Here is a 16,857-nt window from a genome sequence, read left to right as displayed (position 1 = left end):
TATGATTTTAGAGTATATCCTTTTTGGCATACTTGGCTTAGTCGCAGTTGTTGCATCGGTTGCAATGATAACACGACCAAACCCGGTAATGAGCGCTATCTTTCTTGTTCTAAATTTCTTCGCACTAGCGGGTTTATATTTATTATTAAATGCACAATTCATAGCAGTTGTTCAAGTTATTGTTTATGCCGGTGCAATAATGGTTCTATTTCTATTTGTACTTATGCTGCTTAACACCGAGAGTGAACATTCATTGCTTAAGGAAAAGAAAACTCTCAAGTTGATGGCTATAGCAATAGCGATTTTGGTTTTTGTCCAACTCGGTTATATCATTTTTTATTCCGCTCCTTCGCAAGGATTACCTCAAGAAGTTTCAGAAAGTATTGCAGCAGGAAAGATTGAAACAATTGGAAGAGAACTATATACAATTTATGTTCTTCCGTTTTTAGCTTCGGGATTTTTATTGTTAGCCGCTACAATCGGTGCTTTAGTTCTCGCAAAGAAAAAATTTGAGTAAGGTGTTATGAGTTCTATACCAATGGAATATTTTTTACTGATCAGTGCTTTCATGTTTTCTGTGGGAGTTACGGGGGTATTGATCAGAAGAAACGCGATAGTTGTATTTATGAGTATCGAGTTAATGTTGAATTCCGCAAACCTAGCACTCGTTACTTTCTCATCTTATTTGGGTGATCCAGCCGGACAAGTTTTCGTATTTTTTGTGATGACTGTTGCAGCAGCCGAAGCAGCAGTCGGTTTAGCAATTATCATAGCAATTTTCAGAAACAAATTAACTGTCAATATTGATGAAATAAATATCTTCAAGTGGTAGAATGATAGACCTAATTTATTTGACAATAGTGCTGCCTTTAATCGGATTTCTTATCAACGGATTATTCGGTAAGAAAATCGGTAATGAAAAAGTTATTGGAATAATTGGAAGTGCTACGGTTGGAATATCATTTGTCATATCATTGTTGGCTCTCATAGAAACAATAAATCTTCCCGTAGATCAACGCACTAATATTGTCACACTCTTTACATGGATGACTGTCGGTTCGCTGAATATAAGTTTTTCTTATTTAGTTGATCAATTATCTTTAGTTATGGCACTGATTGTAACGGGTGTTGGATTTCTAATTCACGTTTACTCAATCGGTTACATGCATGGTGACAAAGGGTTTTTTAGATTTTTTGCTTATATGAATTTGTTCATCTTCGCAATGATGAATCTGATACTCGGTGATAATTTTGTAGTTCTCTTTTTAGGTTGGGAAGGAGTGGGACTCTGTTCCTATTTATTAATCGGTTATTACTACGACCAAAAATTTGAAAAGGGGACAGTACCCGAAGCAGCAAAGAAAGCTTTTGTTGTAAATAGAATTGGTGATTTTGGATTTTTACTCGGTATGTTTCTTATTTACCAGACTTTTGACAGCCTCAATTTTCTTGAAGTATTTGCCCACGCAAAAATTATCTCGGGTGCGGAAACTACATTTAGTTTTATCGCTCTGTTTTTATTTATCGGTGCAACAGGTAAATCCGCGCAGATTCCATTATTTGTTTGGTTACCTGACGCAATGGCGGGTCCAACTCCCGTATCTGCTTTAATTCACGCTGCTACAATGGTTACCGCGGGTGTTTACATGGTTGCTCGTGCTTCAATCATTTTTGCATCGGCTCCGGCGATACTAATAGTTGTCGCGGTTATCGGATTATTAACCGCAGTTTTTGCGGCAACAATCGGTTTGGTTCAAACAGATATTAAAAAGGTTCTTGCTTACTCTACTGTAAGTCAATTAGGTTATATGTTTTTAGCTGCCGGTGTTGGTGCGTTTGGGGCTGCAATCTTTCACGTTATGACACACGCATTCTTTAAAGCTCTTCTCTTTCTTGGTGCCGGTTCGGTTATTCATGCGATGCATCATCAACAAGATATTAATAGTTACGGCGGTTTAAAAAAATATATGCCGGTTACTTTTTTAACCTTTATTATTGCCGCGTTTGCAATATCCGGATTCCCCGGACTATCAGGTTTCTTTAGTAAAGATGAAATACTTTGGTATTCTTATGCAAACGGAAATTTTGTGTTTTGGTTATTGGGTGCATTAACAGCTGTGTTAACTGCATTTTATATGTTCAGATTGGTTTCACTTACATTTTTCGGAAAAGAGAAATTTAGTCACGATAAATATCATCCGCATGAATCTCCGAAAGTAATGACAATCCCTCTAATTGTTCTGGCGATTCTTTCCGTAATTGGCGGATGGATAGGAATTCCCGAAGTGTTCTCCGGTGAACACGGAAATATTTTTCATGGTTGGCTAGCTCCGATATTCAAAGATGCGGAAGCTAAATTAGCATTATATAGTTTGCACAGTCATTCCGAAGAATTATTATTAATGGCGATATCGGTAACCGCAGCTTTACTAAGTATGTTTGCTGCTTACAAAATTTATACTCAACGAGCTGAGATTGCTGATAAAGTTGCCTCATCATTTAAGGGTATTTACACTTTGCTTTACAATAAATATTATGTTGACGAAGTTTATGAAGCAACAGTAATTCAACCGATTCAAAAAACATCGGAAAAGTTTTTGTGGAAAATTGCGGATAATAAAATTATTGATGGTTTAGTCAATGGTGTTGCACAACTAGTTGATTCAATTTCAGATGTTATTAAAAAAATGCAAACCGGTGTTGCACAATTTTATGCATTTATAATGATGGGTGGAATTGCCGTTGCCTTATTCTGGATAATTATAAGTTTATAGATTATGGAAAATTCTCAGATACTTACATATTTATTATTCACACCAATCATAGGTGCTCTCATAATTTTATTTATGAAAGAATCTCATGCCAGGTTCATTAGAATATTCGGTCTGGTAATCACGGTTTTTGCTTTCGTTATTTCACTTTTCCCGTATTACTATTTTGATTACACAAATCCCGATTTCCAGTTTCTTCATAAAATAACATGGGTTGAGAGTCTCGATATTAGTTATTATGTAGGTGCCGATGGTATCTCAATCTTACTAATTTTATTAACAACATTTATTACACCAATCACATTGTTATCAAGTTGGAAATCAATTAAAAAGAATATAAAACTTTTCACAATGATGATGCTGCTTTTAGAAGCGGGTATGTTGGGAGTTTTTGTTTCTTTGGACGTGTTTTTATTCTACGTCTTTTGGGAAGCAATGTTAATACCTATGTATTTTATAATTGGTATTTGGGGTGGAGAACAAAGAATTTATGCATCGGTTAAATTTTTCATTTATACGATGTTCGGTAGTTTACTGATGCTTGTTGCAATTATTTGGCTAACTGTTGAAGCTTCGGAATCACTTGGAGTTTTCACTACAAATTTAATTACACTTTACCAAGAAGCACCAAATTTTTCATTTGAAATTCAGAAGTGGATGTTTCTTGCTTTCTTTTTCAGTTTTGCAATCAAAGTTCCGATATTTCCGTTACATACATGGTTACCCGACGCACACGTTCAAGCTCCAACCGCTGGTTCGGTTATACTTGCCGGTGTTTTACTTAAGATGGGTACTTACGGTTTAGTTAGATTCAATCTACCTCTGTTTCCGCAATCGACAGTTGAATTTGCTCCGTATATTTCAGTGTTAGCTGTGATTGGAATTATATACGGTGCACTTGTTGCCATGGTTCAAACAGATATGAAAAAACTTGTTGCCTATTCATCCGTATCGCACTTAGGCTTCGTTGTACTTGGAATTTTTGCTTTAACTATTGAATCAGTTCAAGGTGCTGTTATTCAAATGGTAAATCACGGACTTTCTACCGGAGCTTTATTCCTTTTGGTTGGAATCATATATGAGCGAACTCACAATCGTGAGATCGCATATTATGGAGGCATAGCTAAAATTGTTCCTCTTTTTGCTGTTGCTCTTATGTTTGCATCACTTTCTTCTGTTGGATTGCCTGGTTTGAACGGATTTATAGGTGAGTTTTTAATTTTACTAGGTTCATTTCAATCACAAGTTTTAGATAGTTGGTGGTTTACAATTTTTGCTGCGACCGGAGTAATTTTTGCAGCAGTATATTTATTATGGATGTATCAAAGAGTAGTATTCGGTCCTATAAAAAATGAGAAACTTAAAAATGAATTAACGGATCTTACTTCGAGAGAAGTTATTGTACTTTTGCCAATTTTCATTTTTATTGTTTGGATAGGAATTTATCCCAACACATTTTTAAGTTTATCTGAAGCACCTGTTGAAGCAATACTTACTCATGTAAAGAACTATACTTTTAATTTTCTGAATTAATTTTTTATTCATGCTAAAGAAAAGTTTTTATCTGCTCTTATTTATTTTTTTTGGAACACCAATTTTTGCATCCGAAGGATCTGGCGCCCAATTGTTACAATACTGGTATATCGTTCTTCCTTTTGTAATATTATTATTGATGATAGCAACCGGTCCTTTGTTTTATCATCATTTTTGGGAGAGAAATTATCCAAGGATTGCAGTTTCATTAGGATCGGTAACTGTTCTATTCTATTTAATTGTGTTAGAAGACACTCACAGTTTAGTTCATACACTTGCTGAGTACTTGTCTTTCATAGCATTGCTGGCGTCGCTTTTTGTTGCTTCCGGTGGAATTCTAATTAAAGTAGATAGAAAAGCAACACCAATGCTTAATGTTCTCATCTTAGTGTTTGGTAGCGTTATCTCCAATGTAATTGGAACTACAGGAGCTTCAATGTTATTGATTCGTCCTTTTATTAAAATTAACAAGGATAGAATCAAACCTTATCATATTGTTTTCTTTATATTCTCGGTAAGTAATATTGGCGGAGCTTTAACACCAATTGGTGATCCACCTTTGTTTCTTGGTTTTTTACGAGGTGTTGAGTTCTTTTGGGTAATTCAACATGTATGGTATATATGGTTGCCAACTTTATTTGTTATTTTGGGAATATTTTTTGTAATTGATTCACAAAATAAACTTGGGGCTGACAAGGAAATAAATCACACTGGCAAAATTGAGTTTAAGGGATTAAAAAATCTATGGTTTCTTCTCATTATTATCTTGTCAGTATTTTTGGACCCGGGTGTAATAAGCTGGGTGCCAAGCTTAGCACCGCTTCCTTTCGGTCTAAGAGAAATAATAATGTTCACAGTTGTATATTTCTCCTATAAAAAAGCTGATCAGGAAGCTCTAAGAGGAAATGAATTTGATTTTGAACCGATTAGAGAAGTTGCTTATTTATTTGCGGGTTTGTTTGCTACAATGATTCCGGCGCTTCAATTAATTGCTTACGAAGCAAATATTTTTGGCGATAAATTAGATGCTGGTTTGTTTTATTGGGCAACCGGTTCACTTTCTGCATTCTTGGATAACGCTCCGACTTACTTGAATTTTTTGAGTGCCGAAATGGGTAAGTTTGCCATGAACGTTAATGATAAGTCTGAAGTATTACGTTTTGAATTCGAACATCCGATTTATCTTCAGGCAATTTCGGTGGCTGCGGTATTTTTTGGTGCAATGACGTATATTGGTAACGCTCCAAACTTTATGGTGAAATCTATTAGTGAAAAAGCTGGAATTAATATGCCAAGCTTTTTCGGATATCTGGTTAAATATTCTGTTCCAATTTTACTTCCGGTATTTGCGATTATTTGGTACATATTTTTTTACGGTAATGGGTAAAAAATGAAAACAATTAAAGATGCAATTCATGCTAATAGAAATGCTCTTCACTATGGCAATAGACTTATTTTACCTTTCCCGGTTGATATACTAAAAATTGCTATAGAGAAAGATATTATCACCGACTTTAGTTCAAGTAATAAAGGAGCGGAATACATAGTACATGAAGATTTCACAGAATTATATTTTCATGATTATGATTCGCTTGAAAAGATAATCTCAAAATATGAACTTATAAAAATGGTTGTGGTTGAAAGAGGAAAGGATATCTTTATTAAAGATAACAGGAGAAAAATAAGCATAGATATTCTTGAAAATCATCAAACAGAAATTAAAGAACTAGGGGAAGATCAAATTTTTATTGACTAATTATGACAGCTAACACAGAAATATTTCAACTTTTACCGCACGTTGTTCTAGGCATTGGAATTATCATATCGATAGTTATCGAAATCTCAACCAAGAAAAGTGAAGTTATCCTCCCTTGGCTATCAATAACTCTCTTTCTATTTGCGGGAGCTCATTCCATTATAACTGTTCATGATAATCAAGTTTTATTTAATGGTATGTTTGCAATTGGAGGTATAGCATCGATATTTAATTTTATTTTTAATATCGGCGCGGCAATAATGGTTCTGAATGCCGTTGATTATATTAAAAAATACGGAAGTTATTTTGGTGAGTTTTATATTCTTCTCCAATCATCTGTTTTAGGTATGATGTTGATGGCTGGTGCAAGAGATTTGTTTATGATTTTTATTGGATTAGAATTAATGTCTATCTGCTTTTATGTTCTTGCCGGTATTAATAGAAAAAAAGTTGAAAACAACGAAGCTGCATTAAAGTATTTCTTGCTCGGGTCATTTGCAACCGGATTTATAGTTTTTGGTATTGCATTGATCTACGGTTCAACTAAAACAACAAGTATTGATCAAATTGTTTTTGCATTCGAGTATTTCAGCGGAAAAGTATTGTTTATTACCGGGTTTGTTCTTTTCATTGTTGGGTTTCTATTTAAGATTGCAGCGTTTCCTTTTCATATGTGGGTCCCCGATGTTTATCAAGGTGCAGCAACACCTGTTACAGGATTAATGTCCACAGCCGGTAAAGCAGCTGCCTTTAGTGTTTTAATAATTATTCTTTCCGCAATATTTACTCAAAATCTCCCGAATAATTTTGAAACTATTTTTGCTGTCGTTGCAACATTGTCAATGTTGTATGGAAGTATTGTAGCACTAGCTCAGAATAACTTAAAGAGAATGCTTGCTTATTCTTCAATATCGCATGCAGGTTATATGAGCATAGGTTTAGCCGCAGGAAATATTGAAAGTGTTGCCGGAATAATATTTTACCTAACCGCGTACACTTTTATGAACCTCGGTGCGTTTGGAGTAATTGGTTTAATCGAAGGAAGTAACGACGACAATACCAATATCGAATCTTACTCCGGACTAAGTTCAAAAAGTCCTATACTTGCCGGATTAATGGCTCTGTTTATGTTTGCATTAGCAGGGATTCCGCCAATGGCCGGATTCTTTGGTAAGTATTATGTGTTTATTGCAGCAATCAAAGCTGATTTGACATGGCTCGCTGTTGTTGGGGTCATTGCGAGTGCAATCAGTGTTTATTTCTATTTAAGAGTTGTTGTTTATATGTATTTCAAAAATACTGCTTCGGAAATTAAAATCAATAACAGTTTTACCGGACTTTTAGCGGTAATTATATCAGGTTTACTAGTCCTCGTTTTTGGAATTTTACCCGATACTTTGATGAGCATTATCAGTTCGGTTTTATCATACTAATAAATTATTCCCCGCAATATTATTATTTTTGTGATATAACAAATTAGGTATATATCATGATACCACTTTATTCAACAGATCATGTTAGAAAAGCCGATCATTATGTAGTCGAGAAGTTAAATATTCCAAGTATTGCGTTAATGGAAAATGCCTCAAGATCAATTTTTCAAATTGTACTGGAAAAATTCCCTGAACTAAATCGAAATCATTTAATCGGAATTTTATGCGGGTCAGGGAATAACGGTGGTGATGGTTTTGTACTGGCTCGTCATCTTATCAACAATGGATTTAATGTAAAAGTTCTTGTAATATCAAAAGCAACTAACTTCTCGAAAGATGCTAAGATAAATTTCATTATCTTAAAAGAGCTTATCAGAAGAGCCACCGGTTCTTCAATTGTACAATATAGATCGCAAAGAGATTTAACAAAATTTAGAGACTGCTATATAATTTTTGATGCTCTGCTAGGTACTGGGTCAAAAGGTAAGTTACGTGAACCATTGAGAAGTATAGTCAGCTCTGTTAATGATTTTGATTCATATCGAATTGCAATCGATGTTCCTACAGGATTAGATTTAGATTCTTCAAGTGGAGATCCAATTTTTAATGCTGATTTAACTATAACTCTTGCAGAATTAAAAAGCGGGTTATTTTATGGCAAAGGCTATGTATATTCTGGTGAAATTGAAAAAGGTTACATTGGGATTGGTGACGAGTATTTTTCAAAACTAAATGTAGAAAATTATTTGATTGAACCGGAGGATGCATTCATTGGCTTACCAGTTAAAAAATTGGATGTTCATAAGTATTCCTCGGGAAAAGTTCTTACAATTGCGGGTTCCGGAAGTTTGCCCGGAGCAGCTTTTTATACTGCTAATTCGGTTATCAATTCCGGCAGCGGTGCATCGATATTAGCTTTTCCAAAATCGATTAAATTATTAGCACAATCAAAACTAAAATCTTCTGTAGTAGCAGCTTATGAAGACGATAGTAGCGAAATATTTCGTGAACAAAATATACAAGAACTTAAAGATCGTTTAGATTGGGCAGATTGCATTGCAATTGGACCGGGTTTAGGTCGTGATGCTAAGACAGTAAAAGCGCTTCATGTCTTATTGAAAAAGTATTCCTCTAAAAGAATTGTTATTGATGCTGATGCAATTTTCGCTTTATCGAATAATGAGTATAAAAAGTTTAAGTTGAATTACAAAGTTCTAACTCCACACCATGGTGAGTTTGCACAACTACTCGGAATTGAAATTGCAGAATTACAAAATGACATCTTAGGTTATGGTAAAAAGTTTGTTAAAGAAACCGGGGCTTATCTTGCATTAAAAGGCTCTCCGACAATGATTTTTAGTCCTTCGGGTGAAGCCTTAATTAATACAACAGGAAATCCCGGAATGGCTACATTTGGTTCAGGTGATATCTTAACCGGGATTATCGCATCCTTCATAAGTCAGAATAAAATTATCGAAGAAGCTGTTGTCAGTGCAGTTTATGTGCATAGTTTAACCGCAGATTTATTGTTACAAGAAGTTTCCGAAATAGGAATTAATGCAGATTTAATAATGAATAATATTCCCCATACAATTAAATTTTTAGAGGATTCATTTGCTCAAATTATTGATTAGAAACAAGAAGTGGTTTATATATATTCCTCTTACGGTTCATTGGATTTCGATATTTATATTAACGAGCTTACCAGATAAAGATTTACCATCTGTTAATTTTGATGATAAAATAAAGCATTTCATCGCCTATTTTGTACTTTCTTTCTTTTTGTCCCTTGCCTTAAATGTTCAAAACAAATTTAAGCGGATGAAAGAGAGTTACATTAAATTTGCTTTATTAATAACTCTTATTTACTCTACTTTTGATGAGATTCATCAAGTATTTATTCCCGGAAGAAGTGCTGAGTTTTGGGATTGGCTTGCAAATATGTTTGGAATCTTGCTTGGGGTTTTTCTTGTAAAATCTCTCGTTGAAAGAGATAAAAGTAAGCAATTAAGTAAAAATGGAACAGAAATCGGCTAAGAATTGTAAAATTAATTGCCTATTTATTGACAATAAAGTATGCTTTTTTTAAGTTAATTTCGATGAATTTCGAAACGTGGAGGAAAAAGTGGCATTAAAGAAAAATCCTAAAGTTGACCTGAAAAGAAAGTATAGAAGGTTATTTGAAACGAGCTTAATTATAGCTTTAGCCGTCCTTATAATTGCTTTTAAGTATTTCCCTGAATTTGAAAAAGAAACTTTAGCGTTGGACGGACCGCAAGAATTGGTGCAGGTAGAGGATGTTGAAGCTACCAAACAAGAAGCTGCTCCACCTCCGCCGCCTAAACCTCCGATTCCAATTGAAGCTCCATCCGATGAAGTATTAGAAGATATTGAAATTAGTGATACAGAATTGGATATTGAAGCAGAAGTCGCGGCTCCTCCTCCTCCGGTTGAAGAAGAAGAAGAGGAAGCAGAACCTGTATTCTTCGTAGCTGTTGAACAACAACCTGAACCTATTGGTGGGTTGGAAGGAATTCAAAAAAGAATCGTTTATCCTGAAATTGCAAAAAGAGCTGGTGTACAAGGCCGTGTATTCGTTAAAGCATTCGTTGATGAAAATGGTAATGTTGTAAAAGTTGAGTTATTAAAGGGTATCGGTGCCGGTTGTGATGAGGCTGCCATGGAAGCTGTTAAGAATACGAAATTTACTCCCGGTAGACAGCGAGGTAAATCCGTTAAGGTTCAAGTCTCTATCCCGATTGTTTTCAGACTCCAGTAAAAATTTAAGCGCCTCTTCGAGGCGCTTTTTTTTTATTCCTCTCCAAATATCAATATTAAATTTTTGTTAAGTGACCAACCATTCACAAAAATGACTTGACAGTCATTTTCGGAACTGTTAAGTTTACCAGCACAAATTTATGATTTACTTACCGGCAAATATAGATCAGTTATCGCGAAAAGAAAGAGAGCGTTTTATCAAGCGTGGAGAAATTCTCCATGCTGCTACTCAACTTTTTGCCGAAAAAGGATTTATGAACACAACAATCGACGATATTGCAGAAAAAGCTGAATTTGGAAAAGGAACGATTTACAATTATTTCTCCAGCAAAGAGGAAATGTTTTCAGTCATTCTTGAAGAAATTTCAATCGCATATTTAGAAACAGTTGTTAAACTCGACAATAAAAACCAAAGTTTCTACGATTTTGTTTATTCATTAAGTGAAAATCTGTTCGATTTCTGTGTTAATCAAAAATATGCATTTAAAATTATTGCTAGGATTAGAACAAATACTTCTACTTTTACGTCCAATATCCCGAAAAAAATGATAGAGAATCATGCTGAGATTGATCGCATTTTGATTAAAAGAATTGACAAGGCAGTTAAAGCTAAAGAAATCGAAAAGGTTGATTCGTATTCCCTTATAGCCCTCTATCGAAGTATGATATTCCCATATATTTATAATAAGATGTTCTGTGGAACTGAAAAGGAAATTAATGTTGCGGAAGAAACAAAGTTCATCGTCAATATCTTATTTAATGGTATTAAAAAAAAATGAATGGAGTCATTGTGAGAGTTGTGGTAATTTTTATTCTAATAATAAATTTGGCAAGCTTTACTTTTGCTCAATCCGATCAAATTAGGAGCATAAATTTAGAAGATGCATTAATTCTCGCCTTAGAAAATAATCATGATCTAAAGAAGTCAAAACTTGATTATGAAAAGGCAGAGCAGCAAGTACGTGAAGCTTACGGAACCTCGTTATTTCCATCCATTGATGGAACTTTACAATATAACAGAGCTTTAAAGCGATCGGAGTTTATTATTGAAACGCCTTTCTTTAGCGGTAGATTCCCGGCTGGAACATTTAATACACTCACCTCAACAATAAGTGCGGAACAGCCTTTATTTACAGGAGCTATGTTTTTAGCGGTGAGTATAGCTGAAACATTTGCAGATATTTCTCAAAAAGCCGAGCAGTACTCTCAAGCTGATATTATAAGAAATGTGAAGCAAGCTTACTATACTTACCTTTTATCAAAAGAGTTAACTAAGCTCTCTGAATTACAATTAAATCGTGCCGAATACAACCTGCGTGATGCAAAGGCTTTGTATGAGTCCGGTTTAGTTTCCGAATATGATTATATAAAAGCCAATGTTCAATTTCAAAATATGAAACCGATACTAACTGAAAGTCAGATACAACAGAAATTAGCACTCAATAACTTAAAAATTGTAATGGGAATTGAACTAGAATCTGAAATTGAAGTGAATGACTCGTTGGAATTTAGGAGACTAGAAGTCCCAAGTTTGGAATCCGGTCTCAAATCGGTTTTGGAAAAGAATAAATTACTAAAACAGATGGAACTTCAAACAGAGCTACAAGATTTGAATTCGTCATACCAGTTTAGTCAACATTTCCCAAAACTTAATGCATTTGCAAATTGGCAAGTCCAAGCTCAAGAAAATGACGACAGAGCATTCTCAGATTGGAGATATACAAATTCGGTTTTTGTAGGTGTCGCTTTATCGGTACCGATATTCAAAGGTTGGGAACTTGATTCGAAAGTTCAGCAAGCTGAAATAGATTATAAGAAATCAGTCGAGGATTATCTTAAAACAAAAAAAGCAGTGAAGAATGAATATGAGAATTCAATTTTAACGGTCGAAAAAATTGAACAACAAATTGCTGCCTACAGTGGCGCGGTAAATGAAACCGAGAGAGGTTTCGAAATCGCTTCAAAGAGATTTACAAACGGGTTGAGTTCTCAAATAGAAGTGACAAATGCGTTAGTAGATGTTTCACAAGCTAAAGTTAATTATTTACAGTCAATACACGATTACTTTGTGGAACATGCAAAACTGGATTTACTATTAGGTAAAACAGCAGATGAAATTTTAAATAAGAACTAAAGGAACTTTAGTATGAGACAAAAATATACTGTAATTATCGTCGCTTTTGCATTCGCAATTATGACCCTAACATCGTGTTCGGATGAAAATCCTGAAATAGAAATAGAGAATGTAAAATCCGTAAATGTTGAAATAGAAAATCTGAATTCTCAAGATTATACCGATGTAATAACAACGATAGGAACCGTAAAACCTTATAATGACGCTAGAATTTCACACGAAATGGGTGGTATAGTTAAGCAAATTGTTAACGACAAGGGAGCGTACGTAAATAAGGGCGATACAATATTAATTCTTGATAATGATGCTATGAAAGCTTCCATGAATGCAGCCAAAGCTCAGTACGAATTAGCAGATGCTAAATATCAGCGGCAACAAAAAGTTTTTGATGAGAATGTAGGAAGTGAATTTGAATTGCTTAATACAAAGTACACTCGTGATCAGTTAAAGGCTATGTATGAGCAAGCAAAAATTTTATATGATAAGACATTTATTAAAGCACCGTTTAGCGGACTAGTTGATTCCAGAGCTTTTGAAGTTGGTGAGTTTGTTCCTCCTGCAGTTCAGATAGTTAGAGTTATTGATCCATCAAGACTAAAAATTGAAGCCGGAATTCCGGAAAGATACGCTGCTGAAATTAAACAAGGTGCGAGTGCTAAAATTATTATCAAAGAATTATTTGACGAACCATTTGAAAGTAAAGTGTCTTATGTAGGTAAAGCACTAAATCCGGCTAATAGAACATTCCCAATCGAGATTGTGATTCAAAACAAAAATGGATTAATCAAACCGGATATGTTAGCTGAGGTTTCAATAACAAAGCAAAATTATAAAGATATCATAATCATCCCTGAAGAAGTTATTACACGAACAGACGATGGATATATAGTCTTTGTTGAAAAAGATGGTAAAGCTGAATTGAGAAATATCAATATCTTGAATAGAAATGGTGATGCTGTGGCTGTGAAGAGCGGTCTTTCAAAAGGGGATAGATTAATCGTCGTCGGGTTTCAAAATTTAGTTGACGGCGAAAATGTATCAATTGTAAACTAAGGATTTCTTTTATGAAAATTACAGATGTAAGTATAGATAACAGAACAAGTATATTTATTCTTGTATTTATCATTATAATATTTGGTATAACGTCATATAATTCACTACCCAGAGAAGCTTCACCGGATGTTCAAATTCCTTTAGTTATAGTTTCTACTCCATATTTTGGAGTTTCACCGGAAGATATTGAATCATTAATAACTCAGCCGATTGAAAAAGAAATTAGCACAATAAGTGAAGTAAAAGAATTGCGATCGGCTTCCTTTGAAGGATTCTCTCTGATTCAAGCCGAGTTTCAAAGTGGTTTTGATATTGACGAGGCTTTGCAAAAAATTAGAGATAAAGTTCAAAAGGCTGAATCAGAATTGCCTGACGATGTAGAAAAGCCGGAGATCATTGAAATTAACTTCTCAGAATTCCCGATTATGACGTACAACATAAGTGGTCCGTATGGATTAGTAAAATTGAAAGATATTGCAGATGATTTAAAAGACGAGATAGAAAATATTAATGGTGTCTTAGAAGTTAAGATATCCGGTGGGCTTGAGCGAGAAGTAAAAGTTGACGTCGATGCCAATAAACTGATGCATTATAACCTACGGTTCGATGATATCATTGAAGCAATTCAAAATGAAAATAGAACAATCCCGGGCGGTTCAATCGATTTAGCAACAAAGAGTTTTTTGGTTCGCGTTCCTGGTGAATTTGATAAACCGTATATCATACAAGATCTCATTGCAAAAATGCATGAAGGTAAACCTATTTATATCCGTGATGTTGCTGAGGTTTCGTATTCATTCAAAGATAGAACTACCTACGCTAGAGTAAATGGAGTTGATGCAGTCACTTTAAACATTTCTAAACGTGTCGGTGCTAATATTATCGAGATTGCCGATAAGGTAAAAGAAGTAATTGCAAATGCTAAATCAAGTTACCCGGATGGATTGAATTTCAACTTAACCGTAGATTTTTCTAAGGATATAAAGGAGAGCAATAGAAACTTAGAGAATAATATTTTCTCAGGTTTAGTTTTAGTTCTTATAGTACTTCTGTTTTTTCTTGGAATTAGAAACGCTTTATTTGTTGCAATCGCAATTCCATTAAGTATGTTAATATCTTTCACTTTATTATCTGCTTTCGGTTTTACTCTAAACTTCATCGTACTTTTCTCCTTAATACTTGCTTTGGGTATGCTAGTTGATAACGCAATAGTCGTTATTGAAAATATCTACAAGTTCTTAGAAGAAGGATATGATCTTATTAGAGCGGCAAAGACTGCAACTGCGGAAGTTGCTTGGCCTATTACAACTTCAACACTTACAACAGTTTTAGCTTTTTTGCCAATGACTTTTTGGCCCGGTGTTGTTGGTGATTTTATGTTTTATTTGCCGATTACAGTTATTATAACTCTAACATCGTCCTTGTTCGTCGCGTTGATAATTAATCCGGTTTTTGCATCAAAATTTATGAAGGTGGAAAACCCAAATGATAAAGCCGATACACTTTTAAAGAAATTAATATTACCACTTAATAAACTGACACATTTCTTTGTCGATGTCGCTTTGCCTGTAGTAATAAGATATTACGAAAAGTTTTTAAAAAGTGCCGTAGGTAAAGAAAGAGATAAAAATCAAAAAGTTAATAAGAGAAATTGGTTCGGAATTCTAGCTACAATCATATTAATAATGATTACTAATGCCGCGGTTGAAACACCGGAAATTCCAAACGTACTTGTATTAATAATTAGTACACTTTTAGGGGTTGGAATAATATATCTTTTCTTGAATCCGCGATTGAAAATTATTTCGGGCACTATATTACTTTTAATTATTATTTCATTGGTTTATAGAGAGTTTGATCATGGAGTTGAATTTTTCCCAAATATTGATCCTCCCCGTGTATACGTAAACATTGAAAGTCCTACCGGAACAAACATTGACATGTCAAACAGAATTGCGAAAAGTGTTGAACAAGAATTAAAGCAATTTGCCGAAGTTGATGTCAAAGATTATGTTGCAAATGTTGGGTCTTCAAATAATCCGTTTGATGGCGGAAGTTCAACCCCGAATAAAAGTACAATTACTGTCCAGTATATTGATTATGATTTACGCAGTCAGTCTTCAAAAATAACAACTGATCAGATACGAGAAGCCATTAGCAAAATTCCTGGTGCTGAATATGATATTCAACAAGAGGCAGCCGGACCGCCGGTTGGTAAACCCGTAAATATTGAAATTTCGGGTGATGATTTTACAATGCTTGGGGTTCTTGCCGACCAAGTTAAAGATCAAATAAAAGAAATCCTTGGAGTTGTAGATATTCAAGATGATTACGATGCCGGCCGTCCTGAAGTAAGAGTTATTATCAACAGAGAAAAAGCCGCATTACTTGATATGAATACTTCAATTATCGCTAATTCGATAAGAACAGCAATAAATGGTTTTGAAGCTTCAAATTATAGAGTAAATGAAGATGAATATGATATTACTGTTCGCTTAAAAGAAGATCAGCGGAATAGTATTGATGCCTTAAATTCCCTAAGAATCATTTATAATGATAAAAAGGGAAATACACTTGATGTTCCTCTAAGTAGTGTCGCTGAGATTAGCAGAGATAGAGGACCCGGTTCAATTAGAAGAGTCGATTTAAAGAGAGTTGTTACTGTTTCTTCAAATGTTAAAGAGGGTTTTAACCAAAATGAAGTTTTAGATAACGTTAAAGCTAAACTTGCGTCATTTAATTTACCGCAAGATTATAAAATTGATTACACAGGACAGAATGAGGAGCAAGAAAAAGCTCAAGAATTTCTCGGACGTGCTTTTATGATTGCTTTACTGAGTATATTTCTTGTACTTGTAATCCAATTTAATTCGTTAAGTCAACCACTTATTATTATGGCAGCTGTTATTATATCATTAATCGGTGTTTTAATTGGGTTAACGTTATTCGGAATGGCATTTGGAATTATTATGACCGGTATAGGAGTTATAAGTTTAGCCGGCGTAATTGTAAACAATAACATTGTATTGATTGATTACGTTAATATCTTGAGGAATCGTGGTCTGAGTGTTACAGATTCGGTAATTCGTGCTGGATTAAGAAGGTTTAGACCGGTTACACTAACCGCAATTACAACTATCTTAGGATTAATCCCGTTAACTTTTGGTTTTGGATTTGATCTTTATACACTTTCATTCCAAAGCGGCGGCACAGATGCCGAATTTTGGAGGCAGATGGGTGTTGCGGTTATTTTTGGATTATTATTCGGTACAGTTTTAACATTAATCATTGTGCCAGTTATTTATACCATTATTTATGATTTACCGGATGTCGTTAGAGTGACTAAAGAATCATTGAAAAATTGGTTATCTTCTACCCTAAGTAAAAAAAAATAATCAA

The 16,857-nt window shown here is 34.4% G+C and carries 14 protein-coding genes; all 14 read left to right on the top strand.

Annotated features, from left to right (window positions below):
• Position 1: 1 nt before the first annotated feature.
• The 14 genes from QY331_10220 to QY331_10155 all read left to right on the top strand — a co-directional run bounded on the left by QY331_10220 (position 2) and on the right by QY331_10155 (position 16,853).
• Positions 2-517 carry an NADH-quinone oxidoreductase subunit J gene (locus tag QY331_10220; GenBank protein WKZ68327.1) on the top strand — a complete coding sequence of 172 codons (516 nt, stop codon included), beginning with the start codon at positions 2-4 and terminating at the stop codon, positions 515-517.
• A 6-nt stretch (positions 518-523) separates the two neighbouring features.
• On the top strand, positions 524-832 hold the full coding sequence (gene nuoK / locus QY331_10215; protein WKZ68326.1) for an NADH-quinone oxidoreductase subunit NuoK: 309 nt from the start codon (positions 524-526) through the stop codon (positions 830-832).
• 1 nt (position 833) lies between these two features.
• Positions 834-2,774 carry an NADH-quinone oxidoreductase subunit L gene (gene nuoL / locus QY331_10210; GenBank protein ID WKZ68325.1) on the top strand — a complete coding sequence of 647 codons (1,941 nt, stop codon included), beginning with the start codon at positions 834-836 and terminating at the stop codon, positions 2,772-2,774.
• Positions 2,775-2,777: 3 nt separating this feature from the next.
• Positions 2,778-4,304, top strand: coding sequence for an NADH-quinone oxidoreductase subunit M (locus QY331_10205; GenBank protein WKZ68324.1), 1,527 nt, complete (start codon positions 2,778-2,780; stop codon positions 4,302-4,304).
• A 91-nt stretch (positions 4,305-4,395) separates the two neighbouring features.
• On the top strand, positions 4,396-5,691 hold the full coding sequence (locus tag QY331_10200; protein ID WKZ68323.1) for a sodium:proton antiporter: 1,296 nt from the start codon (positions 4,396-4,398) through the stop codon (positions 5,689-5,691).
• A 3-nt stretch (positions 5,692-5,694) separates the two neighbouring features.
• Positions 5,695-6,060 carry a hypothetical protein gene (locus QY331_10195; GenBank protein WKZ68322.1) on the top strand — a complete coding sequence of 122 codons (366 nt, stop codon included), beginning with the start codon at positions 5,695-5,697 and terminating at the stop codon, positions 6,058-6,060.
• A gap of 2 nt (positions 6,061-6,062) precedes the next feature.
• Entirely contained in the window at positions 6,063-7,493 is a 1,431-nt protein-coding gene (locus QY331_10190; protein ID WKZ68321.1) for an NADH-quinone oxidoreductase subunit N, read from the top strand.
• Positions 7,494-7,549: 56 nt separating this feature from the next.
• Complete coding sequence (locus QY331_10185; GenBank protein ID WKZ68320.1) at positions 7,550-9,127, top strand: NAD(P)H-hydrate dehydratase; 1,578 nt, start codon at positions 7,550-7,552, stop codon at positions 9,125-9,127.
• Positions 9,108-9,530: a VanZ family protein gene (locus QY331_10180; protein ID WKZ68319.1), complete on the top strand. Its 423-nt coding sequence runs from the start codon at positions 9,108-9,110 to the stop codon at positions 9,528-9,530. Before QY331_10185 ends, QY331_10180 begins: the two co-directional genes overlap by 20 nt.
• 88 nt (positions 9,531-9,618) lie before the next feature.
• Positions 9,619-10,272 (top strand): energy transducer TonB, encoded by a 654-nt coding sequence (locus QY331_10175; protein ID WKZ68318.1) that lies wholly within the window; start codon positions 9,619-9,621, stop codon positions 10,270-10,272.
• A 139-nt stretch (positions 10,273-10,411) separates the two neighbouring features.
• Positions 10,412-11,050, top strand: coding sequence for a TetR/AcrR family transcriptional regulator (locus QY331_10170; GenBank protein WKZ68317.1), 639 nt, complete (start codon positions 10,412-10,414; stop codon positions 11,048-11,050).
• 11 nt (positions 11,051-11,061) lie between these two features.
• Complete coding sequence (locus tag QY331_10165; GenBank protein WKZ68316.1) at positions 11,062-12,405, top strand: TolC family protein; 1,344 nt, start codon at positions 11,062-11,064, stop codon at positions 12,403-12,405.
• A gap of 12 nt (positions 12,406-12,417) precedes the next feature.
• A complete protein-coding gene (locus tag QY331_10160; GenBank protein ID WKZ68315.1) occupies positions 12,418-13,458 on the top strand; it encodes an efflux RND transporter periplasmic adaptor subunit in 1,041 nt (346 codons plus the stop codon).
• An 11-nt stretch (positions 13,459-13,469) separates the two neighbouring features.
• Positions 13,470-16,853 (top strand): efflux RND transporter permease subunit, encoded by a 3,384-nt coding sequence (locus QY331_10155; GenBank protein WKZ68314.1) that lies wholly within the window; start codon positions 13,470-13,472, stop codon positions 16,851-16,853.
• The last annotated feature ends 4 nt before the right edge of the window (positions 16,854-16,857 follow it).

This window comes from Melioribacteraceae bacterium, assembly GCA_030584085.1.
GTDB lineage: Bacteria > Bacteroidota > Ignavibacteria > Ignavibacteriales > Melioribacteraceae > SURF-28.
The sequence above is the reverse complement of the archived record's forward strand: the minus strand, read 5'-3'. Positions and strand labels throughout refer to the sequence as shown.